The 22,626-nt window shown below is 60.9% G+C and carries 19 protein-coding genes and 1 pseudogene; 11 read left to right on the top strand and 9 right to left on the bottom strand.

The features are described from left to right. Positions 1 to 61: 61 nt before the first annotated feature. The 4 genes from AC0L3I_RS09775 (at position 62) to AC0L3I_RS09760 (ending at position 4,156) form a co-directional block, all read left to right on the top strand. Positions 62 to 1,174: a L,D-transpeptidase gene (locus AC0L3I_RS09775; RefSeq protein ID WP_473487097.1), complete on the top strand. Its 1,113-nt coding sequence runs from the start codon at positions 62 to 64 to the stop codon at positions 1,172 to 1,174. A gap of 139 nt (positions 1,175 to 1,313) precedes the next feature. Next, the gene (locus AC0L3I_RS09770) at positions 1,314 to 2,951 is read left to right on the top strand and encodes a CTP synthase (RefSeq protein WP_473526768.1); all 1,638 of its coding nucleotides are present in this window, start codon (positions 1,314 to 1,316) and stop codon (positions 2,949 to 2,951) included. A 14-nt stretch (positions 2,952 to 2,965) separates the two neighbouring features. Next, on the top strand, positions 2,966 to 3,505 hold the full coding sequence (locus tag AC0L3I_RS09765; protein ID WP_473526767.1) for a DUF1697 domain-containing protein: 540 nt from the start codon (positions 2,966 to 2,968) through the stop codon (positions 3,503 to 3,505). Positions 3,506 to 3,853: 348 nt separating this feature from the next. Beyond that, on the top strand, positions 3,854 to 4,156 hold the full coding sequence (locus tag AC0L3I_RS09760; RefSeq protein ID WP_473487096.1) for a DUF982 domain-containing protein: 303 nt from the start codon (positions 3,854 to 3,856) through the stop codon (positions 4,154 to 4,156). A gap of 86 nt (positions 4,157 to 4,242) precedes the next feature. Here AC0L3I_RS09760 and AC0L3I_RS09755 read toward each other — a convergent pair whose 3' ends face one another. Further along, complete coding sequence (locus AC0L3I_RS09755; protein ID WP_473488372.1) at positions 4,243 to 4,935, bottom strand: TetR/AcrR family transcriptional regulator; 693 nt, start codon at positions 4,933 to 4,935, stop codon at positions 4,243 to 4,245. Positions 4,936 to 5,074: 139 nt separating this feature from the next. Here AC0L3I_RS09755 and AC0L3I_RS09750 point away from each other — a divergent pair, with 139 nt between their 5' ends. Genes AC0L3I_RS09750 through AC0L3I_RS09740 form a run of 3 tightly spaced genes read left to right on the top strand, consistent with a single transcriptional unit; the run spans position 5,075 to position 8,002 of the window. Next, positions 5,075 to 6,085, top strand: a complete 1,011-nt coding sequence (locus AC0L3I_RS09750) for an efflux RND transporter periplasmic adaptor subunit (protein WP_473526766.1) — start codon at positions 5,075 to 5,077, stop codon at positions 6,083 to 6,085. Between the two features lie 7 nt (positions 6,086 to 6,092). Next, the gene (locus tag AC0L3I_RS09745) at positions 6,093 to 7,334 is read left to right on the top strand and encodes an ABC transporter permease (protein ID WP_473526765.1); all 1,242 of its coding nucleotides are present in this window, start codon (positions 6,093 to 6,095) and stop codon (positions 7,332 to 7,334) included. Then, entirely contained in the window at positions 7,331 to 8,002 is a 672-nt protein-coding gene (locus AC0L3I_RS09740; RefSeq protein WP_473488369.1) for an ABC transporter ATP-binding protein, read from the top strand. The genes AC0L3I_RS09745 and AC0L3I_RS09740 overlap by 4 nt, the downstream gene beginning before the upstream one ends. Before the next feature lie 197 nt (positions 8,003 to 8,199). On the opposite strand, the gene AC0L3I_RS09735 is transcribed toward AC0L3I_RS09740, so the two are convergent. The 3 genes and pseudogenes from AC0L3I_RS09735 to AC0L3I_RS09725 form a co-directional block, all read right to left on the bottom strand. Then, positions 8,200 to 9,975 carry an alpha,alpha-trehalose-phosphate synthase (UDP-forming) gene (locus AC0L3I_RS09735; RefSeq protein ID WP_473526764.1) on the bottom strand — a complete coding sequence of 592 codons (1,776 nt, stop codon included), beginning with the start codon at positions 9,973 to 9,975 and terminating at the stop codon, positions 8,200 to 8,202. 160 nt (positions 9,976 to 10,135) lie between these two features. Then, positions 10,136 to 12,299 (bottom strand): annotated as a pseudogene (locus AC0L3I_RS09730) (amylo-alpha-1,6-glucosidase). Beyond that, positions 12,260 to 13,405 (bottom strand): glycosyltransferase family 4 protein, encoded by a 1,146-nt coding sequence (locus AC0L3I_RS09725; protein WP_473526763.1) that lies wholly within the window; start codon positions 13,403 to 13,405, stop codon positions 12,260 to 12,262. The pseudogene AC0L3I_RS09730 and the gene AC0L3I_RS09725 overlap by 40 nt, the downstream one beginning before the upstream one ends. A 215-nt stretch (positions 13,406 to 13,620) precedes the next feature. Between AC0L3I_RS09725 and AC0L3I_RS09720 the strand changes: the two genes are divergently transcribed. Further along, positions 13,621 to 13,923: a DUF982 domain-containing protein gene (locus AC0L3I_RS09720; protein ID WP_095492896.1), complete on the top strand. Its 303-nt coding sequence runs from the start codon at positions 13,621 to 13,623 to the stop codon at positions 13,921 to 13,923. Between the two features lie 132 nt (positions 13,924 to 14,055). Here AC0L3I_RS09720 and AC0L3I_RS09715 read toward each other — a convergent pair whose 3' ends face one another. After that, positions 14,056 to 14,580: a helix-turn-helix transcriptional regulator gene (locus tag AC0L3I_RS09715; protein ID WP_246805124.1), complete on the bottom strand. Its 525-nt coding sequence runs from the start codon at positions 14,578 to 14,580 to the stop codon at positions 14,056 to 14,058. Between the two features lie 446 nt (positions 14,581 to 15,026). On the opposite strand from AC0L3I_RS09715, the gene AC0L3I_RS09710 reads away from it, so the two are divergent. After that, on the top strand, positions 15,027 to 16,769 hold the full coding sequence (locus AC0L3I_RS09710; protein WP_473526762.1) for a PAS domain S-box protein: 1,743 nt from the start codon (positions 15,027 to 15,029) through the stop codon (positions 16,767 to 16,769). 195 nt (positions 16,770 to 16,964) lie between these two features. Here AC0L3I_RS09710 and AC0L3I_RS09705 read toward each other — a convergent pair whose 3' ends face one another. Next, positions 16,965 to 17,639 carry a LuxR C-terminal-related transcriptional regulator gene (locus tag AC0L3I_RS09705; RefSeq protein WP_473488364.1) on the bottom strand — a complete coding sequence of 225 codons (675 nt, stop codon included), beginning with the start codon at positions 17,637 to 17,639 and terminating at the stop codon, positions 16,965 to 16,967. 793 nt (positions 17,640 to 18,432) lie between these two features. Between AC0L3I_RS09705 and AC0L3I_RS09700 the strand changes: the two genes are divergently transcribed. Beyond that, positions 18,433 to 19,125, top strand: coding sequence for a N5-glutamine methyltransferase family protein (locus tag AC0L3I_RS09700; protein ID WP_473488363.1), 693 nt, complete (start codon positions 18,433 to 18,435; stop codon positions 19,123 to 19,125). 176 nt (positions 19,126 to 19,301) lie between these two features. Here AC0L3I_RS09700 and AC0L3I_RS09695 read toward each other — a convergent pair whose 3' ends face one another. The 3 genes from AC0L3I_RS09695 to AC0L3I_RS09685 all read right to left on the bottom strand — a co-directional run bounded on the left by AC0L3I_RS09695 (position 19,302) and on the right by AC0L3I_RS09685 (position 21,202). After that, positions 19,302 to 19,640, bottom strand: a complete 339-nt coding sequence (locus AC0L3I_RS09695) for an acyl carrier protein (protein ID WP_473526761.1) — start codon at positions 19,638 to 19,640, stop codon at positions 19,302 to 19,304. A 179-nt stretch (positions 19,641 to 19,819) separates the two neighbouring features. After that, entirely contained in the window at positions 19,820 to 20,095 is a 276-nt protein-coding gene (locus tag AC0L3I_RS09690; protein ID WP_192360611.1) for a hypothetical protein, read from the bottom strand. A gap of 249 nt (positions 20,096 to 20,344) precedes the next feature. Further along, on the bottom strand, positions 20,345 to 21,202 hold the full coding sequence (locus AC0L3I_RS09685; protein WP_473526760.1) for a beta-keto acid cleavage family enzyme: 858 nt from the start codon (positions 21,200 to 21,202) through the stop codon (positions 20,345 to 20,347). A 93-nt stretch (positions 21,203 to 21,295) separates the two neighbouring features. Between AC0L3I_RS09685 and AC0L3I_RS09680 the strand changes: the two genes are divergently transcribed. Then, entirely contained in the window at positions 21,296 to 22,618 is a 1,323-nt protein-coding gene (locus AC0L3I_RS09680; protein WP_473526759.1) for an aspartate aminotransferase family protein, read from the top strand. The last annotated feature ends 8 nt before the right edge of the window (positions 22,619 to 22,626 follow it).

The following is a 22,626-nucleotide window of genomic DNA, read 5'->3' as shown; positions in this document are numbered from 1 at the left end:
GTCCTTGGGGGACGCCGGGCGACGCCGTGGGCAACAAGCATTGAACGATCGGATCTTCGCCATGCAGCTTCGCAGCTTCATTTTAGCCGGCCTTTGTGCCGTGCTCAGCCTTGGTGCGCCCGCTTACGCGGCCATGCCGGCGGGTAATTCGGCTCCTAAAGCCGCAGTAACAACTGACGTTGTCAACGTCGCTGCCAAAAGCGATACGGCGCAGCTTAGGCTGCTCAAGAAGAAGAAAAACCCGACCGCGGACGATCTTGCCCAAATCAGCAAGATCGAAGCCAAGATCGCGGCCGACAAGGAGGCCGCTCGAGCCAAGGCGCTCGAGGCCACGAAGCTGGCGATGCGCGAGGCGGCCAAAGCCAAGGCCGACGCGGAACGGCAAGCGTTTCTTGCCAAGAAGGGGCTTGCCAAGAAGGATACGTCCGCTGCCCGGCTGGCTAAGAAGACGACCATCAAGTTCATCGAACCGGTTCAACCCATCGCACCGATCCAGTCGGCCGAGCCAGTTTCCGCCGAGGCCATGAATGTCGCATTGACCGGCAACAACGGGGAATTGCGCAGCGAGCCGGTTGGACAGAAGCCGCAGAGCGTCGGGCTGTTCGCAGGCCTGTTCGGCGGCACGTCCTCGTCGATGTCGCTGCTCCCCGAGACCCGCGCTCTCGATGCCGCACTCGCCAGGAAGGAAGCCAAGAAGCAGTTCAAGGTGAAGCCGGAGTTCGTTCCGCAAGAGGTCGAGTTCACCGGCTACAGCCCCGGTACCATCGTCATCGATACCAGCGCGCGTCGCCTCTACCTCGTCGAATCTTCATGGACCGCCCGCCGTTATGCGATTGCGGTCGGTCGCGACGGCCTGCAGTTCAAGGGCACGGTCGCCGTCGGCGACAAGCAGGAGTGGCCGCGCTGGATCCCGACGCTCGAGATGCAGAAGCGCGAGCCGAAGAATTACGGCCGGTACAAGGACGGCATGCCCGGCGGCGGCGAAAATCCGCTCGGCGCGCGCGCCATCTATCTCTACGAGGGCAAGAAGGACACACATCTGCGCATTCACGGCACCATCGCGCCGCAGTCGATCGGAACGAGCGCCTCCAACGGCTGCTTCCGCATGATCAACGAGCACGTGATGGACCTCTACCGCCGGGTGAAAGTAGGCACCAAGGTCGTCATCATCTGACGCCTTAACGGGTCATCCCAAAAGGGCCGGGTCTCGCCGGCCCTTTTGTTTTGGTTCACGCACCACCAGAGCGCCTTCTTGGGAAAAAGCCTTCGCGGTGGTTTTTTCTCTGGCGGAATCAATTCGGCCGCGTTAAGCGATGACTCCCATGGCGCGATATGTATTCATCACAGGCGGCGTGGTTTCCTCACTTGGAAAAGGCATCGCTGCAGCGGCCCTAGGGGCTCTCTTGCAGGCGCGAGGCTATCGCGCACGCATCAAAAAGCTCGATCCCTATCTCAACGTCGATCCCGGCACGATGTCGCCATACCAGCATGGCGAGGTCTTCGTGACCGACGACGGCGCCGAGACCGATCTCGACCTTGGCCACTATGAGCGGTTCACCGGCCGCTCGGCCAACCAGCAGGACAATATCACCACAGGCCGCATCTACAAGAACATCATCGAGCGGGAGCGGCGCGGCGACTATCTTGGCGCCACCGTGCAAGTGATTCCGCACGTCACCGACGAGATCAAGAATTTCATTCTCAACGGCAACGACGACTATGACTTCGTCCTGTGCGAGATCGGCGGCACCGTCGGCGACATCGAGGCGATGCCGTTCCTGGAGGCGATCCGCCAGCTCGGCAACGACCTGCCGCGCAACAACGCCGTCTACGTGCACCTGACGCTTATGCCCTACATTCCAACGGCGGGCGAATTGAAGACCAAGCCGACCCAGCATTCGGTCAAGGAATTGCGCGGCATCGGCATCGCACCCGATATTCTGCTGGTCCGCGCCGACCGCCCCATCCCCAGGGAAGAGCGCCGCAAACTGTCGCTGTTCTGCAATGTCCGCGAGAGCGCGGTCATCCAGGCGCTCGACGTGCCGCACATCTACGACGTGCCGATGGCCTATCACAATGAAGGGCTGGATTCGGAAGTGCTGGCCGCCTTCGGCATCGATCCGGCGCCGAAGCCGCGCATGGAGCCCTGGCAAGCGGTGTCCAACCGCATTCACAATCCGGAAGGCGAGGTGACCATCGCCGTCGTCGGCAAGTATACCGGCCTCAAGGACGCGTACAAATCGCTGATCGAGGCGCTGTCGCATGGCGGCCTCGCCAACCACGTCAAGGTCAAGCTCGACTGGATCGAGAGCGAGATATTCGAGAAGGAAGATCCGGCGCCGTGGCTGGAAAAGGTCCACGGCATTCTGGTCCCCGGCGGTTTTGGCGAGCGCGGAGCGGAAGGCAAGATCCTGGCAGCGAAGTTCGCCCGCGAGCGAAAAGTGCCGTATTTCGGCATCTGCTTCGGCATGCAGATGGCCTGCATCGAGGCCGCGCGTTCGCTGGCCGGCGTCGAGAATGCCTCGTCGACCGAGTTCGGCCCGACCGAGGAACCGGTCGTCGGCCTGATGACCGAATGGCTGAAAGGCAACATGCTGGAGAAGCGCAGGGAAACCGGCGACCTCGGCGGCACGATGCGGCTCGGTGCCTATCAGGCGGACCTCGCCAAGGGCTCGAAAATCGCCGACATCTACGGTGACACGCAGATTTCCGAGCGCCACCGCCACCGCTATGAGGTCAATGTCGACTACAAGGAGCGGCTCGAGGATTGCGGCCTGGTCTTTGCCGGCATGTCGCCGGACGGCGTGCTGCCGGAAACGGTCGAATACCCCGACCATCCCTGGTTCATCGGCGTGCAGTATCATCCCGAACTGAAAAGCCGGCCGCTCGACCCGCACCCGCTGTTTGCCAGCTTCATCGAAGCGGCGGTGGAGCAGAGCCGCTTGGTCTAAGCCGATAGGTTACCATGCAAACCTACGTCGCTCTGCTTTACAGCATCGTCCTGGGCGAGGGGGGGCGTGTCGTCATGTCCGATCTCAGGGCCATGACGGAAGGCCTGGGGCTGAACAACCCGCGCACGCTGGTGGCGACCGGCAATCTGGTCTTCGAGACGAAAGAGACAGAAATTGCCGCGCTGGAGCGCCGATTGGAGACGGCGTTCCAAAAGACCTGCGGCCGCCATGTCGACATCATCGTGCGCCGCGCGGATGACTGGTTGAGGCTTGCGGCCGGCAATCCGTTTCCCGCCGAATCGGCTGCCGCCGCGGATCAGGTAGCGGTGCGTGTGATGCGCAAGCCCGTTCCCGCTGAGGCCGTCGCGGCGCTGGAGGCCTATGTCGGCAAGGATGAGCGGATGCAGGCGGTCGGCGGCGACATCTGGATCGCATTTTCCCGCGAGACGCCAAGTTCGCGGTTGCTTGCAGCGGCAAGCCATAAACGGCTCGGGGTCGGCACCTCGCGCAACTGGAATACAGTGCGCAGGCTGGCCGAGATGGTCGGTGAATAGGGCCACAAGCAAGGGGAGAAGGGGGAAATTATGTCATGCCTTCGCCGCTCCGGCTCCGGCGGAACGCGCCATTTTCCCTGTAAAGAGCCTCGACGCGAGGGAACCGGCAACCGATTGATTTGCCGGCTTAGGCCTTATAGGCATTCGATGAAATTCGCGCTTATCGGCGGTCAACGGTTCGCCACATGGTTGTCACGTTTGGTGATTCGATTTCGGCCGAGTGATGTGAAAGACTTCGTTTTAGCCGGGCCCCTTTTTTAGCCTCGGGCTCTGTTTGCCGGAAACCAAATGGCCAGCCGTAAGTTTAAAGGTTCGATCAAGCACATAGCGATCGACCGGGAGGAAACGATGGATCGCCTGCAATTCTTTACGCCTGTGCGGATTTCGCGCGGGCAGGAAAGCCCTGCCGAAGAAATTTATAGCGTAGCGGAAGCGATGGGGTTCTTGCGTAAATGGCCGACAGGCCGACGTGGGCCAGTCTACCAGTGCGCAGTGAATTGCTGCTCCGCTGCTTTGGCGGGCCGGATGTCGGCAGAGGAAGCAAGGAAGGCTTTTGCCGGCTTCGCCCGCATCACGCGCCTGCTCGACGACGACATGGCACTGCCGATGGGCGGCGAAAATACTGATAACGTGCATGCGCTGAGGCGATGAACGTTTATTTTTGCGCCCTGCCGCGTGGGTCCGATCTACCAAAGGCGCGGTGAATTGCTGCTTCGCGGCATGGCGGGCTCGGCGGCTCACGGGCCTGCTTCGAGGAAAGCCCGGGCAAACCCGGGTTGCGCTGCTTCTATCGTTCCATCGGGCAGCTTTAAAAGCCGGTCGATTGCGATGCCATAGAGCCGCAGCCGGTCGTCGAGCAGCCGCGCCGCTTCGTCGATATTTCCCTGCTCGGCTTTCAGTAAGGCGCGGTGCATCACATCCCGAAAGATCAGCCGCAGCTGCATAAACATTTCGGCAAAAGCTTCCGGGTCGGGCACGTCAAAGATGCCTTCCTCGCTTCCTTTCCTGAGCAGATCGGTGATTATCGGCATGGCCAATTCCCTGGCCGCCTGGTCGACCCGATGGAAGAGGGCAAGATTCTCGGGCCGGAACAGGACGAAAAATGTCTTGCGCAATTGCGGGGCAAGCTCGACGTTCAGCCGCCGCGAGCCGGCAAAGAGCGCATTGAGCCGGCCAAGCCCATCGAGTGACGGATCGTTGAGCACGGGCTGCAACTCGGTGAAGCTGTCGCGGGCGAGACGTGTGGCGAGCGCCTCCAGCAGGGCCTCTTTTGATGCGAAATAGTGGTAGAACGCGCCCTTCGACAGGCCGGCCTCGCGGATGATGTCGTTCACAGTCGTGTTGTCGTAGCCATGCTCGAAGAAAAGCCGCTGGGCGCAGTCGAGGAGCTCGGCGGATCGTATCTCCGGCGGCTTTATCACTCGGGGCAAAATCGATCCTCACAAAGTGCAGGTGGAGCAAGAGGAGCACGAACCGGTTCTTAATGCAACTTTTATAGACCGACGGTCGGTCTGGTGCTATATCTGTCCACTGCTCGACGTTCGGATTCGATCATGGAGGGAGAGTTTCTTGCGACGGATACGCTCGACTGTCGGCATTGTTCTTGTCGCGACTGCGGCTGCTTTCGGGGCTTGGTATCTGTGGCAACCGGCCAAGGTTTCGGTCGTGACGCCACAACGCGGCGACGCGGCGGAAATCGTTTACGCGAGCGGCTCCGTCGAGCCGCGAACCTGGGCCAAGGTGACTCCCGTGGTCCGCGAGAGGATCGTTGAGCAATGTAATTGCGAGGGGTCGAGGGTTGCACAAGGCGACGTGCTCGCCAAGCTCGACGACAGCGAGGCCCGGGCCGTGCTTGGCGAGCTCGAAGCGCGTCAAGCGCTTGCCCAGGAAGAGCTCCGGCGGCTGACGGTGCTTGCCGAAAGGCGTGCTGCGAGCCAGCAGGCGCTCGATCGTGCGCAGAGCGAGCTCGGCCAGATCGAGGCGCTGGTTGCCGGACAGAAAGCGCGACTCGACACCTACGTCTTACGAGCGCCGAGCGCCGGTGTCGTGCTCAGGCAGGACGGCGAGGTGGGTGAGGTCGCCGAGCTCGGCACGGTGTTATTCTGGGTCGGCGAGCCGAAGCCGCTCCTGGTGGTCGCCGAGGTCAACGAGGAGGATATCCCCCGGGTCGAGGTCGGCCAGCGCGCGCTGCTTAAATCGGATGCGTTCCTTAGGCAGAACCTGGAAGCGGTGGTCGACAGCATCACGCCCAAGGGCGATCCGGTGACGAAGACCTATCGCGTCCGTTTCCGCCTGCCGGACGATACGCCGCTTGGTATAGGCATGTCGACCGACGTGAACATCGTCATCCGCGTTTCGAAAAATGCGCTGTTGATCCCGCCCGCTGCGATGGATGGGAACAAGCTGTTCATAGTCGAAGGCGACAAGGCCCGGCGCCGTGAAATCCGAACCGGCATTCGCGGCACCAATGGCATCGAGGTTCTGTCAGGTGTCGACGAGAAGGCTCGCGTCATCTCGCCCTACCCCGCCGACCTGGCCGACGGGGGGCGCGTAAGCATCACCGCCGCCCAGGAGAGATAAAGCAACGATGCCTCTCATCTTCGACATCGCCATCACGCATATTGCCGGCCGCGGTCGCCAGACGCTGGTTGCCGTGATCGGCGTTGCGGTCGGTGTCGGATTCTCCATCGCCATGGCGGCGCTGATGCAGGGCGGGCAGGACGATTTCGTCAGGCAGCTCGTCGATACGATGCCGCATGTCGACATCACCGACGAGCAGCGCACCGCCCGCCGTCAGCCAGCCGAAAATGCCTTCGCGACAGTCGCGATCTCCGGGCTCAGGCCGCGCGACGATCGCCGCGGCATCATCAATCCGACCGCCGCGACCTCCTGGCTCGAGAGCTGGATTCCCGGCCGGTTCGCGGCAAGCCTCAAAACGCAGGGGGTGATCCGCTATTCCAGCCGCGAAGTGGGCGCGGCGATCATTGGGATCGAACCGGAGCGCGAGTCCGGCGTGTCGCCGATCGTCGGAGACTTCGTCGAAGGCAGCTTTTCGGCACTTGCCGCGGGCGGCAACAACGTGCTCATCGGCGACACGATGGCGAGCCGGCTCGGCGCCGGGTTCGGCGACTCGATAACGGCGGTCTCCTCCGAGGGGCTGACGCGCAACTTCAAGATCGCTGGCCTGTTCCACACCGGCACCACCGCGCGCGACGAAGGTGAGGCCTATGTACTGCTGAAGAACGCGCAGATCCTCTCCGCGCGTCCAAACGCAATCAACGAGATCCGCATCAAGCTCGACGATCCCAACCGCGCTCCGGCGGTGGCGCAGCGTGCCGAGGCCGAACTGGGCTACAAGGCCGTAGCGTGGCAGGAGGCGAATGAATCGATCCTCGAAGCGCTCGTCGTGCGCAACGTCATCATGTACACCGTCGTCGGCGCGATCATGCTGGTCGCTGGCTTCGGCATCTACAACATCATCTCGACCATCACGCACGAGAAGGCGCGCGACATCGCCATCATGAAGTCGCTTGGCTTTCCGGAGTCCGACATGCGCCGGCTCTTTCTGCTGGAAGGCGTGGCGATCGGCGCGGCCGGGTCCGTGCTCGGCGGGCTGTTCGGCGTTTCCATGACCTATGCACTGTCGCTTGTGCGTTTCGAGATCGCCGCGACCGGCCAGGAGATGACCCGGCTGCCGATCGCCTGGAGCTTGATGCACTACGTCATTGCGTCGGCTTTCGCGCTAGGCTCGGCGGCAGTGGCCGGCTACCTGCCGGCGCGCCGCGCGGCGCGCCTGAACCCCGTCGAGATCATCAGAGGCGCGTCATGAGCGCACTCATCGAGACCGAGAAACTGACGCGCGTGCTGCCCGAGACCGTTCCCGTCACGCTGGTCAAGGACATCACGCTCGCGATCAACGAGAGAGAATTCGTCGCCGTCACCGGTCCCTCCGGGTCCGGCAAATCCTCATTGCTCTATCTGCTCGGGCTGCTGGACCGGCCGACTGCCGGGAGGTTGAGAATAGGCGGCCGCGACACCGAGCCGATGAATGAAAGGGAGCGCGCGCGGACCAGGCTTTCGATGCTGGGCTTCGTGTTCCAGTTTCATTTTCTGCTGCCGGAGTTCACGGCGCGCGAAAATGTCGAAATCCCAATGCGCAAATTGGGCCGCCTGGCGCGGCCTCAGATGCGCGAACGGGCCGGGGAGCTGCTTTCATCCCTGGGGCTCGGCGAACATCTCGAGAAGCGGCCCGACCAGCTCTCGGGCGGCCAGCGTCAGCGCGTCGCGGTGGCGCGCTCGCTCGCCAATGACCCGCCGCTTATCCTCGCCGATGAGCCGACGGGGAGCCTCGACAGCAAGAGCTCCGAGCAGGTCTTCGCAATCCTGGAGAATCTTGTGCGCGAGCGCGGCAAGACCGTCGTAGCGGTTACGCATGATCTCGACATGGCTGCGCGCATGGATCGCCGCATTCACATCGTGGACGGGAAGATCGGCTGATGAGCTTCTCCAGTGGGCCGAGGCGATGGGCAGGGCGCGTTAATCCGATCGAGGTCACCTTGGCGCCTTCCTTATGGGGTTTCTCAAGCACGTCTGGCGCTTGCAGTCGATATACGAACCGTTAACTTAACTCAGAACGTCGAACTGGCGCAGTATTCAGGAGAACTGGTACATGACGCAGCGGCAGCGAATGCTCGTCACGACACTGCCTTTCTTGGCCGCTCGAACATGGGAATCACATTGTTGTTCGATGGCCGCTCGCCGTTGCCCGTCACCCGGTCGAGGTCGCCGCGCTTGCGAAGGCGGGCCGCGTCCAGAAGCATGCTGCCGGCCCATCGATAGACGTTGTTGTCGCGGACCATCTCGCGCATGGGCCGCATACGCTCGCGCTGTTCCTCCGGCGTCATGGTCAGCGCCTGCAGCAGCGCTTCGCTCGTCATGGCGGTATCGTAGGGATTGACGATCAATGCCTCCAGAAGTTCGCGCGAAGCGCCGGCAAAGGTGCTGAGCAACAACACGCCCTGTTCGTCGTCGCGCGCCGCGACGAATTCCTTGGCCACCAAGTTCATGCCGTCATGCAGGCTGGTGACCATGCATATGTCGGCGGCGCGATAGAATTCGTAGACCTGTTCCTGCGGGTGATGTTTGTCTACCATTAGGACAGGACTGTAATCCTCGCTGCCGTAGCGCTGGTTGAGCTCTTCGACGTAGCGGCGGCATTCATCGTGGAGTTGCCTGTAAGCCGGGAGTGTGCCGCGGCTGGGTGCTGCGATCTGTAGGAGAACCAGTTTCCCGACCCATTCGGGATGTCTCGTGAACAATTCTTCCAGCGCCCGGAAACGGTCGAGAATGCCCTTCGTGTAGTCGAGACGCTCGACGCCGACGCACAGTTTGACATCCTCTTTCAGTCCGAACCTCTCGCGCAGGCGGGCGCGGCATTCGTCGACATCAGGCAGTTTCGCCAAAAGTTCGGCCGGCCATTCTATGGAGATGGGATAGGCGTGCACCAGCGTCGTCTGTCCGCCGTAGGAGATCGCCGCATCGGCCCGCTCTATACGGCTTTCCAGAAAGCGATCGACGCTTTCGGCGAAATTGTTGGCATGGAACTGGGTATGGAAGCCGATGATGGAGCTGCCGAGCAAGCCCTCCAGGATCCGTTCACGCCATGGACAGATGCTGTACACTTCCGAGTTGGGCCATGGGATATGCCAGAAAGTGATGACGATCGCCTCGGGCAGGCGCTCTCGGATCATGCGCGGCAAGAGCGCGAAGTGATAGTCCTGGACCAGCACGATCGGCCGCTCGTTGCGCGCTTCGGCAACCACAGTATCGGCGAACTTCCGGTTGACGGCCTCATAGGCCTCCCAATCCGACGCACGGAAAATCGGGCGGGTGAAGGCGATATGGCAAAGCGGCCACAGACCTTCATTGGCGAAGCCCAGATAATAGCCCTGGTATTCTTCCTCCGTCAGCCAGACCCTGCGCAGCGCGTAGGACGGATTGCCAGGCGGCACCTCAATCCGGTCGTTCTTGTCGACCGTGAGGCGGTCCGCTGTTCCGCCGCCATAGGCGATCCAGGTGCCGGCACAGGCGCGGGTGATCGGCTCGAGCGCCGAAACCAGCCCGCTGGCCGGGACCAATAGCTCGACGCTATCATCCTTGATGTTGTGGATATAGGGCTCGCGGTTGGATACCACGATCACCTGCGTCTCCGGCAGATCGTCCGCCAGGATCTTGCGCAAGGTGTCGGGCGACCATGTGATCAGTGCGGCATCGGCCGAGTGGCCGTTCTTTTCAAACTCCCGCAGCACTTTGCGAGCCGCTTCCGAAGCCACGTCCTCGCCTGCGGCGTATGCGACCGCTGGTGTGTGGCTGTGGCGCCGTTGGAATACCGAGAACAACACGGCAACAGCGGAAAGGCCGAGGCTTGCAAGGATCAGAATCCAGAGTACCTCTATGCCATAGTCTGACATTGGAACAACGATTTTCCTCCGGTTGGTGGCCGTTTTTCTTTTTTCAAAGCCGGCCACTGGTGACAGGCCGCTGTGCGCCGGCATGATTTTGCAACGCACGGATGGGGCCATCGGTTCCGGTAGTTTAAGCGCGGCGGTCAATTCGATGCGTAAAGCCAAACTAGGTCCGCACGATGAGCGGCACTAACCCCTCATGTCGGTCGGCGAGAAAGGCGACGACCCTGTCGCCGACGCGCTGAAATGTCAGATCCACCGCCCTTGCGCCAACGCCCAGATGCCTCAGCGTGAGCATGTCGATACCAATCGGCAGCCTGGGCCGGGTCACGTGGATTTCGCCCTCCCAGCCGTGGATCTCCAAGCCGAGGCAGGCCTGCATCAGCATGAAGGCAGACCCGGCCGACCACGCCTGCGGCAAGCAGGCGACGGGGTAGGCGATCGGCGCTTCGCCCGGCGCGCGGGTAAAACCGCAGAACAGTTCGGGCAACCGCATGTTGAAATGGACCGCCGATTCGAAGGTACTGCTCATCAGCCGGACCACGCTTTCACGCTCGCCAAAGCGTGCCAGACCGGCGCCGCACATGGCGGTGTCATGCGGCCAGATCGATCCGTTGTGGTATGACATCGGGTTGAAGAACACAGCATCGTCGGCGACCGTCCTCAGCCCCCAGCCCGAATGGAAGGACGCCGAAAGCAGCTGGTCGGCGACCATCTGCGCCCGCGTCGGCTCGGGGAGCCCGACATAGAGAAGATGCCCGACATTAGACGTCCGCACCTTGCAGGGCTCGCTGGCGCCATCAATCGCCAAGGCATAGAAGCCGAGATCGTCCAGCCAGAAATGGCGTTCCACAGCGGCGCGCATTGCCTCGGCTTGGCTGTCCCAATGATCGGCCCTGTCGTCCCTCGCCGCGGCGACGGGCGAGCGCCGCCAGCCCCCGGAACGCGGCAAAGACATAGCCTTGCACCTCCACCAGGGCGATCGGTCCCTTGGGGATTCGGCCATCTGCATGGAAGACCGAATCGATACTGTCCTTCCATCCCTGGTTGGTGAGGCCGGACTCGGCAGCACGCTGATAGGTGACGAAGCCGGTCGGCCGGCTTGCCTCCTCGGTCCATTCAGCCGCGGCGCAGAGCGACGGCCACAGGCTGTCGACGAACGCCATGTCACCGGTACGGTCCGCATAGGCGCAGGCGAGATGGATGTAGAGCGGCGTCGTGTCGACACCGCCATAGTAGCGGCCGAAGGGGAGCTCCCGCAGCGCCGCCATTTCGCCTTTGCGGGTCTCGTGCATGATCTTACCCGGCTGCGAATCGCTGAACGGCGATGTCTCTGTCGCCTGGTGCTGGGCAAGGAAGGCCAGCACGCCTCGCGCCAAGCCCGGGTTGAGCCACAGCATCTGCAACGCGGAGATCACGCCGTCGCGGCCGAATGCCGTCGAAAACCAGGGGATGCCCGCATAGGGGTAGGGTCCGGTCGTAAGCTCGGTGGTCAGCAGCGCCACATCCGCGCGAGCGCGCGCGACCCAATCGTTGAAGACGCGCCCGGAACTGTGCACCGTGGCACCATGGCGGCGCTTAATCCGCATGCCGAAGCGAGCCCGGGCCGCGGCGGCGCGGAAGCGATCGCGGTTCGGCGTTTCCGCGACCTCGGGACCGACCTCGACATACAGCGCCTTGCTGCTGCGCCTCGTCACGGCAATCAGGAAATCCGCACGGTCGGCCGTCAGATGGTCCGGCGCCTGCGAGAACGATATCGCCGACATCCGCGCCAGCCCGTCCAACCCGTCGTAGCGAAGCAGGACGGAGGTCGCATCGGTCTCGGCAGCATGGGCCATACCGCGCTTCAGCCTTGTCGAGCCGCGCACTTCGAACATGTCGCGGAAGTCGGCTGCAAAATGCAGCGAAACGCGGATGGTGGAGTGTTCCTGACTGTAATTGGAAAGGGTGATGCGTTCAAACAGCCGGTCCTGCCAAAGCAGCCTGACGCGTTCGATATGGATCGCGCCCTGCGGAATGTCCCGGCAGCGGACGCTCTGCATCGGCAGATTGGTCAGGTTGGAGGTGAAGAGCACATTGTCCTGGCTGAGCGACGCACCGAGCAGCGATGTCTGCCGGCCGCCGACGGTCAGCCGGAATTCGGAAAGCACTCGCGTGTCGTCACGGAAGAAACCATCGCCGGCGCCGCGGATATCGCCGTAGGCGTCGGCCACGGCGAAGCAATCGCCTTGCTTGAGGGCGAACAGCCGATGCGGCTCTCGAGGTGCGGTGGCGTCCAGGGACGCAAGTGCTACGGCGGGATCAAGCTTGCGCTCGTCGAGTTGGGCCATTCGCTACATATCTCTCTCGTTTCGCCCCCCGAGGTAATGCCGCTCACGACCGCTCTTGCTTCGGCCGACGCACCAATCAGGCGCGCGTAGGCGGAAACGTAGTCGCGGGTCATTCTTTTGGCGGAAAACCGCCTCTCGAAGACAGCTCGAACCTTCCGCCTGTCGAGCCGCAGTATGCCCGGCACCGATGCGACCGCGCCCTCCATGGAATTCACGATAAAACCGGTTATGCCTTGATCGACGATTTCCGGCATGGCGCCGGAATTCCAGGCGATCACCGGCGTGCCGCAGGCCATCGCTTCTATGACGGCAAGACCGAACGGCTCGGGCCAGTCGATCGGGAATACGAGGCCGGCCGCCTTGCCGAGGAATTCCGCCTTCTTGTCCTCCTCGATCTCGCCGACATAGTCGACACGGTCACCGTCGACCAGCGGCTCGATCATCTCTCGGAAATAGGCCCGGTCGTCGTCGCCGATCTTTGCCGCAAGCTTCAGTTTCAGCCCCGAGCGCAGCGCGATCTCGATGGCACGATCCGGACGCTTATCGCGCGACATCCGGCCAAGGAAGGCGAGGTAGGGCTCCCCTGGGCTCGTCTCGAAAACCGGTTTGTAGAGTTCGATAGGCAGCCCGTGGTGGATCGTCGTCAGCCAGTTGGCGTTGGCGAGCCCCGTTCTTTGGCTACGGGAAACGGAGATCATCGGAAAGCGCGGAAAACGGTCATAGGCCGGCGCCAGATCGACATAGTCGAGCCTGCCATGCGGCGTCGTCACCGTCCGCTCGGGCATGTGCTCGAAAAATGAAAAATGCAGGAAATGGCTGAGGTGAAAATGAATGATATCAAATTCTTGAGATCGTTTCCTCACCTCGGAAAGCATCGAAAGGTGGGCGGCTGTCTCGGATTTCAGTGGGCGTGGGTCAAGACGCAGCGCACGCTGGCGACACGGCACCAATTTTGCCGACGTTTTTGTATCGCCACTGGCGAACAAGGTTACGTCATGGCCAAGCTCGACCAATTCTTCGGTCAGATAGGAGACAATGCGCTCCGTACCTCCATAGAGCCGAGGCGGTACGGATTCATGGAGCGGCGCCACATGGGCTATTCTCATAGTCTGGCATTTCCCTCAAAGATCATCGCTAAAGTCGAAATGCATCACCCCCCCGAACGTTCCCGCCAAGGCAGGAAGTCGGGCGATGACTGGCGATTCACTCAGCCGACCCGTTGCTATTTAGCAAGGGTGGGCGTTTTTGCCGGGAACCAATTGGCTGGCCGTGAATTTAATTAGGTTCGATCGAACGCATCGCGATCGACCGGGAGGAAACGATGAATCGCCTGCAGTTCTTTACGCCGGTGCGAATTTCGTGCGGGCAGGGGAAACCTGTCGAAGAAATCGACAGTGTCAACGAAGCGATGACGTTTTTGCGCCATTGGCCGAAAGGGCGGCGCGGCCCGGTGTATCAATGCGCGCTGAACTGCTGCGCTGCGGCTCTTGCGGGCCAGATGTCTGCCGAGGAAGCAAGAAAGGCTTTTACGGGCTTTGCCCGGATCACCCGGCTGCTGGATGACGACATGGCGCTGCCGATGGGCGGCGAAAAGATGGACAGCGTATACGCGCCGAGGCGATAGACGTCGCGACTGCTGAGGTTGGCCTCGGCTTGTCGGAGCCAGGCTTAGCTGAGCAAGCCGGTGCCCCGAACCGTGCAACGCGACGCGCAATCTGCAGGGCCGATGCCCGGGCGCCTGGATCCAAGCCGGCCCTTATGGCAAGACCGAAATGCGCCCGAGAAGAGCCACCAGTTCCGCCTGACGTCTCGTTTCGGTCTTGGCGAACAGCGAGGCAAGCTGGGAGCGGATCGTGGTGCGGCTGAGGCGCCAACTGCGGGCTATCTCCAACGGCGCATCGCCCTGAGCCAAGCGCAGCGCAAGGTGCGTTTCCGCGCTCGTCAAGCCAAACATCCTTTGCAGTGTCTGAGGATTTGGCCCCGACCTGTTCTCACGGTCCAGCAATGCCACAATGCTCGTTCCGTCAGGAGCGATAAGGCCGTTCTCTTTCAGTACCACCGGCCTGTCGCCTCTGCTGCGGATCACCACCCAAGACAGGGAGCCCGGCAGGAAATGGGCCGGAACATTCGCGATCAGCCGTTTTAGGGCTACCGAAAGCTCGCTGGCTGTATCAGCCGGCTCCCCCTGGCGCTCCAGCGTGGTTTGAGCGGCGGCATTCCATTCGATGACTTTTCTTTCGCGGTTCAGTACGAGATAGCCACAGCCGATGCGATCAAGCATCCCCGTGACGGATTCCAGGCTGCGTCTCCGCGGTTCGTCGGCCCCTGCGTCCGGTCGGTCAGATGCACCAATCGAATGATAAGCATATGACGGCCGCATCATCTGGGCGCCAGGGTTATACTTGGCTCCTATTGTAACGTTCCGTTTTCCCGCAACCGCATCACTGTGTCTCTCGATCATAGCCATTTTTAACCTCCCCAAAGGTTCGTCAGCCCGTAGTAAATCGTTCGTGATTTACGAACAGTCTTCTTGCGTGGGGCTCGTGAAAAAACGGGCCCTACTACCTTGAAATTCGATATATTCTGAGGAGTTATGACCAAGTCATGCTCCCCCCACGAGATAAAATGCGCGCTGTGATAGTGGTATGGCAATCCGGCAGTCGTACTAGGTTGTACGTTTTTTGCTCTAGTCTCGACGGCCTAGTCAAAAGGTTGTAGTCTATGCCCATGAACTCGCAGTCGCGCAGGTCGGATTCGAACCCATCAGTCAGACTGCTAACTCACATTGCCTCCGTATTGGTGCTGGCTGCTACACTGATATTTGAAACAAAAGCGTCAGCATATATTGGGGAGGGATCGAGTTTTCTGGAGTTCATACCAGCTATTATTATCATTTCCTACCTTGAAGACCGTGGGCCTGCGCTTGCGGCGACAATCCTGATGGTGGCTGCCGGCCTATGGGCACGAAGCACCCTGCATGGTCAGATATCCAGCGAAGATTGGGCGCGCGCCATTTTGCTTGTGGTTTCGGGCGGCGTGATTGCCGTGACGTTTCATCGGCTGCGGCAGGACTTGCGTGAGCTGCTGGAAGTAGCAGAAGCCAGACTCGCCGCCGTCGAAGCAACTGAAAGCCGCTACCGTTGGGCTTTCGAACGCGCCGCCATGGGATTCGCAAACACCAACGAGAAAGGTGAGCTGCTGCAATCCAACAGGCGCCTCAGTGAGATGACTGGCTACGAGGAGGAGGAGCTTGCCCAATTGCGGCTCGAGACACTCGTTCATCCGGACGACCGTGATGCCTTGGAGCAGTTGCTGGCGGGCCTGGGTAACGACTCTGCTTCGTTCGCTTCGGAGGTTCGTCTGTTAAGAAAAAACGGTTCGGCATTCTGGGCGCGGCTAACCCTGTCTTCGTCTGTGCCCGCCGGGGTTCTCTCAGAGAGCATCTTCGTAGTGGTCGACGATATCTCGGAACGACGAGCCGTACACGAAGCGCTTCGGGCTCAGAAGGAATGGCTGGATCTCGCTTTGTCTGCCGGACGTTTGGCCACGTGGCGGATCGACCTTAAAGACGGGATCGTCACCGGCTCGGGCACGTTCTGGGACATTCTCGGCCTGCCCACGGCCGCTAGCCGCCGTTTGGAGGAACTGTCAGCCGTCGTCCATCCGGCGGACTGGCCAAAGCTGGTAGCATCGAGAAAGCTCGCATCAGTCACGAACTACGACGTCGAGATTCGCGTCCGACGACCGGACGGACATATCCGCTGGGTTGCCCTGCGCGGAAGGGAAGAGAAATACGATGATCGTCTACAGCGGCTCGGCGTGGCCGCCGACCTGACTGAGCGACGACAAACCACGCTGCTGCGCGCCGCGGCAAAGAAGCGGGAGCGCATTATGCTCGAACAACGCCACAGGTTCAGCAACCTATTTCCTGTGATCACGGCGCTCGTGAAAATGGTCAATGTTCCGGAGAACAATGTCGCCAGGTACAAGGAGACGCTCATCGACCGGATTCGTTCGCTTGAGGCAACGCATCTGCTCCTTTCAGGCAACAGTAGCGCGTCGGGAATGCTCCACGATCTCGTTGTTCAGGAGTTGCAACCGTACATGGGGACACGCGACATATCAGTCAGCGGTCCCTCCGTTGCGATGTCAGGCGGCGCCGCCGAGAGCTTTGCGATGATTGTTCACGAGCTTGCGACCAATTCCCTGAAACATGGAGCGCTTGGCGATTCAAAAGGCCGGATCGAGGTAAATTGGACATTCGCGTCTGAAGATGCACGCAGTGACATCGTGTTCGAGTGGTTGGAATCGGGGCGGCGGCGGACTTCAAAAGTTGTCCGTCATGGATTCGGTTCCATGATAATCGGAGTGGATGGGGCGCCGCTTGTCGGTTACTCGCCTAAGTTGGAAATGTCGGATCACGGGCTGCGATATTCGCTGCGGCTGTCGCGCAAGGAAATCGGCCCTTAACGCTTTGACGCAAAAATCGGGCTCGTTTCTAAAGCGCATCGCATTTGACCGGCCTCACGCGACGCGCTTTAGGTTGTTGTTTATGCATGTCGTTATCGCAAAACCGTTGCACACTTTTGCGCGACATGCATTAGAAGGCATAACGCGCAGGTTCAAAGCTTTAGAGCGTCCCTTGCGCGTCCAGGATGCGGCGCTCTAATTGACATCCCTCGTTAGCCAGGTCTTCAGCATAACGGCAGCCTCTGTGCGATTCCGTACCCCAAGCTCACGCAGAACCGCAGCGGCATGAATTTTCGTCGTCGCTTCGGCGATTTCCAGATCGCGCGCAATTTCCTTATTCGAGTACCCTTCCGCCATCAGCTTGAGGACCTCCTTTTGCCTCGAGGTTAGCCTGCCAAGATTGCCACTGGTGGTACGTCGGGGTGGGATATGCTCGGATGGAGTAGGTACGTGAGTTGCTTGCGCGGCACCCGGGCGCGACAGAAGTGCAGGCACGTAGATGCGGCCCGAGAGGATTTCGTTGACGGCCATAACGACCTCCTCGTCTCTTTGCGACTTTACGATATAGCCGTGAAGTCCGATCGAGAGAGCCGTGAGTATCTCCGAGCGTGAATCGTTCCCGGAAACAATCGCAAATCGCGTATCCGGATAAGCCGACAGAATGCCGCTGAGCACTTCCTGATTGAACAATCCCGGCATGTTCAAGTCCAGCATCGCAAGATCAACGGACGCCTGTTCCGCCAACAGACTGAGTACGGCATCGAAACACGACGCCTCAAATATTTCCACACCTGGAATGCCTGCGGTCAGTGCCAATCGCAAGCCACGACGATACAAGCCGTGATCGTCGGCGATAACGATTCGATACATTGAACTACCCCAACCAAACCTAGACGGATGGAACGGTCATAGGCCTTAAAGTCGTGGCCAATCACTCGTCGATTCATCCAGTCAACGCCGCGGTGCCCCAACACCGCATGCGTCAGATTGTTAATATAATCCTAAATAACAGGTAAGGCTCCTCTTTTTTTTGACCCTGTGAACGAGAGCCGCTGACTTCGTCGCATGTGTCAAACGGCTTGCAAAACTGCCCCCCGGTCGGCGTCCAATTTTGACCCCCTTATGGCGATGGCCAGATGCGACTTCCCGGTTCCGGTGTGCCGCCGATCAGCCCGCGCATCGAGCCGAACACGGCGGAACGTAGATCGAGCGAGCGCCCTTGCGTTGGCTTCATGGTCTGCGATCTTTCGTGCGAAATTGCGGCGCGAACTTGTTGGTCCTGTCGATGATCGCTAACCCTCTCGCCTTTGCGGGAAGCGGCTGCTTCCGTTAGCTACCGAAACATCACGATTTGCTTACGTATATGTGCCTTTTGATTAAAATGTAGCAAAATCGTGACGCAGGACCGAGAATTCCGGGATTGGCTTTGCAAGGCTGGGATAGCGAGGCGGGAAAAGCTGATATCGCCAATCATGAGGCAATATTCCCAGTCATGCGACAGATGAGAGGCTTGTGATCACTCCTTCCGTTGCATCATGTCTTCAAGCCTATGGCGACGAGTGTTTTTCGATTGCCCATCGAGAATTTTAATGAATTTGAGATACACTTAATTGGTACGCAATTGTCGGACACCGGGACCGGCAAGTCAGGAAGGGGGTCTGTCGTGAGCGAAGAGATCAGTGTCGCCGAAGCCTACAGCAAAGGCCGCACCATCTTCATGGGGCTGGAGTTGCTCATCGCGCCCGGTGCGCTCGTTCCCCGGCCGGAGACGGAGTTGCTCGGCACGACCGCACTTGATGTTCTGAGTCAAATGAACCTGCCGGCGCCGCGCGTTATCGACATGTGCTGCGGGGCCGGCAATCTGGCCTGCGCCATCGCGCATTACGCCCCCACCGCGCTTGTCTGGGCGAGCGATCTCACCGATGGATGCGTCGAAGTCGCGCGCCGCAACGTCGCCCATCACGTCATGGCGGATCGCGTGTCGGTGCTTCAGGGCGATTTGTTCAGCGCTTTCTCGGGCTTGAAGCTAGATGGCACGATGGACGTGATCATCTGCAACCCGCCTTACATTTCGGAAAAGCGGCTCGAGGGCGACCGCGCGCATCTGACCGAACTCGAGCCGCGGGAAGCGTTTGCGGCCGGTCCCTACGGCCTGAGCATCCATATGCGGGTGATCAAGGACGCGCCACGTTACTTGCGGCGCGGAGGCATCCTGCTCTTTGAGGTAGGGCTCGGCCAGGACCGGCAGGTCATCAGTCTGCTGGGGCGTTCCAAGGCGTACGAAACTATCCGCGCGATCACGAACGAAGCCGGCGAGGGCAGGGTGGTTATGGGACATACCACGCCGCAAGCGTGAGCATGCCGAGACTGCGGCAGGCTCTGTTGCGCTGTCGGCGGCGTAGAACAACGCTAATGCATGTCGCGCAAAAGTGTGCAGCGGTTTTGCGATAACGACATGCATAAAACAACAACCTAAAGCGTGTCGCGTGAGGCCCGGTCAAACGCGACGCGCTTTAGGCAAGATGTCGGCAATCAGTTTTGCTTGCGGAGAATATATTGCGCAATTCCTTGGATGGAATCGAGGTTCTCCGGCAGGAGTTCGCTGTCTTCGACGGTGATGCCGAAGCTCTCCTCGATGAAGCCGATAACCTCGAGTACCCCTGCCGAGTCGACGATGCCTTGGTCGAGAAGGGACGTGTGGCTCTCCAGAGCATCCGCGTCGGCTATGTAGAAATTCGACGCCAGGAAAGCGCGGATCTGATCCTTGCAGGTTTCGGCTCTATCCTTGGTAGACAACATTGAATTCTCCTGAGCGCGGCGGATCTGCTCGACCGCACCATCGCCGCCAGCCGAAATCTTTTCATCGATCATTCTGATGAAGCCGCGATCTTCGCCAAACGGCCGCGCTTGCTTCCGTTGGCTGTCATATCGCGGCGCAGCCGATCGCGCCTGGCGTACCGCCAGCGCCGCCGCTATTGGCTTAATTCGTCGCGTTCGCGGCTCTGGGCGATATCACGCAGCGAGGGGGCAAAAAGATCAGTGGTTTGCGCTTACCCGGCTCTCTGATCAGCTTTTTGGCCTTTTCTTGGTTTATTCGGTGCTTTTGTGGGCCCGCTGGTGTCTGAGTCTTCGGCGGAGACAAAGCAGTATGCAAAGATATGTCCCCGGTTCTCGTCGGTTACGCGAATCCAATCCTTTTCCCACGTTCGGAGAGTAACATGTCGATCTGTCGACATGGCGGCGGCTCTGAAGGGGCTCGGCGCGTTGATGATACGCGCCGCGATCACATCATCGCCCTCCATTTGTTCGACGAGGTATGTCTGCATAAATGCCTCCCCAGGCCCGCTGCAACTTTAATGTCGGTCAAAGCCTTCGGTTGCAGCGTAGCAAAGAGATTTTTGACAAACGTGACGAACCGACGAGCCCGCTGCTCGGCCGTTCCGAGAACGGCGGAGGTGGCCCAAGCTCGGGGTCGGGCATTGACGGAAGCCCGCTTACGGATCGCTTACATCTCGGGATCTTGCCGCCGCGCTTGATGAGAAAAGGAAACCTGCGTCAAGGTGTACGGGCGAGGGCTAGTGCTGGATCGACCAAGCGCCGCGCAGGTCGTTGGCCTGGGCGGTCCTGAGGCCGCAAGCAGTCAGGGCACCTTTGGTCGCCGTTACGAGCGCGGCATTGTCCTTGGCGGTTGTGCCGTCGGCCAGAGTAAAATTGTTCTCGAACCCGACGCGGGCATGGCCGCCCAGCAGCGCACCGGCCGTAACGCAAGCGGTTTCTTCCCGACCGAAGGCGCAGACCATCCAGTGCGCGAAGCGCGGACGGTCATGCGCAAGGAAGGGAAGCAGGTCGGCCGGTCGCGAAACCTGTCCCGGCGTGTAGCGGCCGAGCACATAGAGCACCGGGATGTCGTCGAAAGGCACCAGCCCGCGCTGCTGCATGGCGGCTAGGGCCGACGCCTCTTCGGGCGCGTAGAGGATCATCTGAGGGGCGATCCGCTCGCTCTTCAGCCACCACAGGAACTCCGCGAAAGCGGTCTCATGGGCAGCGTCCGGCACCAGTTCGCGCAGCGCCAGCGAAACCGCCTCAGGGCGGGTAGCGCGAACAATCGCCATCTGCTCGGCCGGCTGGTATCGGCCGACCGCTTCGCTGGTGATCTGGATGATCAGCCGCTCGCCCACCGCATCGCGTATCGCTTTCGTCGTCTCGCGATAAGCGTGCGCGTCGAGCAAATGGCCGCCGTCGCGATCGCGGACATGCGTGTGGATCATAGCGGCGCCCGCCTCGAGGCAGGCGGCGGCGGTCCGGGCCAGTTCCTGGGGGCCGATCGGCAGGGCAGGGTGGTCTTGCTTGCCACGCCGTCCACCATTCGGCGCAACGGCGATCGCAGTTGGTGCGATAAGTCCGGGGCCGGTCACGTCCCTGTCGATGGTCATAGGTGCAGTCCAATCGTTTCAGTATTGCGCACTATGTAACATGTGTTGCATGATGGTTTGCTCCAAATCGCGCCGTCGTCAATCGAGGAAAGCATGACACACATCCTGCATCGTCAGATCCATGCGACCCTGCCCGTCGCGGCTGGCGGCAACGGTATCGAACTCTTCGACCGCGATGGCCGCGCCTATATCGACGCGTCAGGCGGCGCGGCGGTTTCCTGCCTCGGTCACGGCCATCCCGACGTTACGGCCGCGCTCCACGCACAGGCCGACAAGCTCGCCTATGCCCACACCAGCTTCTTCACCAACGAGCCGGCCGAGACATTGGCCGACCAGCTCGTCGCTGGCGCGCCGCAAGGTATTAGCCACGCATATTTTGTGTCCGGCGGCTCCGAAGCGGTGGAGGCGGCGCTCAAGATGGCACGGCAGTTTTTCGTCGAAACTGGCAAGCCCGAGCGGCGAAACGTCATCGCCCGCCGACAGAGCTATCACGGCAACACGCTCGGCGCTCTCGCTGCCGGGGGTAATGAGTGGCGCCGCGCCCAATTCCGCCCGTTGCTGATCGACACGCATCATATCGACCCATGCTATGCCTACCGCTATCAGCAATCCGGTGAGAGCGAGGAGACCTACGGGCTGCGCGCCGCCCAGGCGCTCGAGGATAAAATTCTCGAACTCGGTCCGGACACCGTCATGGCCTTCGTCGCGGAACCTGTCGTCGGCGCGACAGCAGGAGCGGTGCCTGCCGTTCCTGGCTATTTCGGGCGCATCCGGGAAATCTGTGACCGCTACGGTGTGCTCCTCATCCTCGACGAGGTGATGTGCGGCATGGGCCGCACCGGCACGCTGCACGCCTGCGAGCAGGACGGTGTCGCGCCCGACCTGATGACAATCGCCAAAGGCCTCGGCGGAGGCTACCAGCCTATTGGTGCGGTGTTGCTTTCGCGCCGCATCTTCGACGCGTTCGCCCAAGGCTCCGGCTTTTTCCAGCACGGCCACACCTACATATGCCATCCGATGGCCTGCGCAGCAGCGCTTGCCGTCCAGGAGGTGATCGCTCGCGACGATCTGCTCGCCAATGTTCGGGCGATGGGCGCACATCTTTCGCGGCGACTGGGCGAACGGTTCGGCAACCATGCCCATATCGGCGACATTCGCGGGCGTGGCCTTTTCATGGGACTTGAGCTGGTCGAAGACCGTTCGTCGAAAGAGCCGTTCGATCCGGACCGCAAACTAAATGCGCGCGTAAAGCGCGAGGCGATGATGCGCGGACTGCTGGTCTATCCCGCGGGAGGCACGATCGACGGCGTCCGCGGCGATCACGTGCTGCTTGCGCCGCCCTTCATCATAGACGCCGCAGCAATCGATGCGGTTGTTGAACGGCTCGGCGACGCGATAGACGCTGCAGTGGCATAGCGCCAGCG

This window comes from Mesorhizobium sp. WSM4840, assembly GCF_055811755.1.
The sequence above is the reverse complement of the archived record's forward strand: the minus strand, read 5'-3'. Positions and strand labels throughout refer to the sequence as shown.

Excerpts from the sequence above, each read along its gene's own strand:
- AC0L3I_RS09775 (WP_473487097.1), top strand. The coding sequence starts at position 62 with ATGCAGCTTCGCAGCTTCATTTTAGCCGGCCTTTGTGCCGTGCTCAGC.
- AC0L3I_RS09770 (WP_473526768.1), top strand. The coding sequence starts at position 1,314 with ATGACTCCCATGGCGCGATATGTATTCATCACAGGCGGCGTGGTTTCC.
- AC0L3I_RS09765 (WP_473526767.1), top strand. The coding sequence starts at position 2,966 with ATGCAAACCTACGTCGCTCTGCTTTACAGCATCGTCCTGGGCGAGGGG.
- AC0L3I_RS09760 (WP_473487096.1), top strand. The coding sequence starts at position 3,854 with ATGGATCGCCTGCAATTCTTTACGCCTGTGCGGATTTCGCGCGGGCAG.
- AC0L3I_RS09745 (WP_473526765.1), top strand. The coding sequence starts at position 6,093 with ATGCCTCTCATCTTCGACATCGCCATCACGCATATTGCCGGCCGCGGT.
- AC0L3I_RS09740 (WP_473488369.1), top strand. The coding sequence starts at position 7,331 with ATGAGCGCACTCATCGAGACCGAGAAACTGACGCGCGTGCTGCCCGAG.
- AC0L3I_RS09735 (WP_473526764.1), bottom strand. The coding sequence starts at position 9,975 with ATGTCAGACTATGGCATAGAGGTACTCTGGATTCTGATCCTTGCAAGC.
- AC0L3I_RS09725 (WP_473526763.1), bottom strand. The coding sequence starts at position 13,405 with ATGAGAATAGCCCATGTGGCGCCGCTCCATGAATCCGTACCGCCTCGG.
- AC0L3I_RS09720 (WP_095492896.1), top strand. The coding sequence starts at position 13,621 with ATGAATCGCCTGCAGTTCTTTACGCCGGTGCGAATTTCGTGCGGGCAG.
- AC0L3I_RS09715 (WP_246805124.1), bottom strand. The coding sequence starts at position 14,580 with ATGCTTGATCGCATCGGCTGTGGCTATCTCGTACTGAACCGCGAAAGA.
- AC0L3I_RS09710 (WP_473526762.1), top strand. The coding sequence starts at position 15,027 with ATGAACTCGCAGTCGCGCAGGTCGGATTCGAACCCATCAGTCAGACTG.
- AC0L3I_RS09705 (WP_473488364.1), bottom strand. The coding sequence starts at position 17,639 with ATGTATCGAATCGTTATCGCCGACGATCACGGCTTGTATCGTCGTGGC.
- AC0L3I_RS09695 (WP_473526761.1), bottom strand. The coding sequence starts at position 19,640 with ATGATCGATGAAAAGATTTCGGCTGGCGGCGATGGTGCGGTCGAGCAG.
- AC0L3I_RS09690 (WP_192360611.1), bottom strand. The coding sequence starts at position 20,095 with ATGCAGACATACCTCGTCGAACAAATGGAGGGCGATGATGTGATCGCG.
- AC0L3I_RS09685 (WP_473526760.1), bottom strand. The coding sequence starts at position 21,202 with ATGACCATCGACAGGGACGTGACCGGCCCCGGACTTATCGCACCAACT.
- AC0L3I_RS09680 (WP_473526759.1), top strand. The coding sequence starts at position 21,296 with ATGACACACATCCTGCATCGTCAGATCCATGCGACCCTGCCCGTCGCG.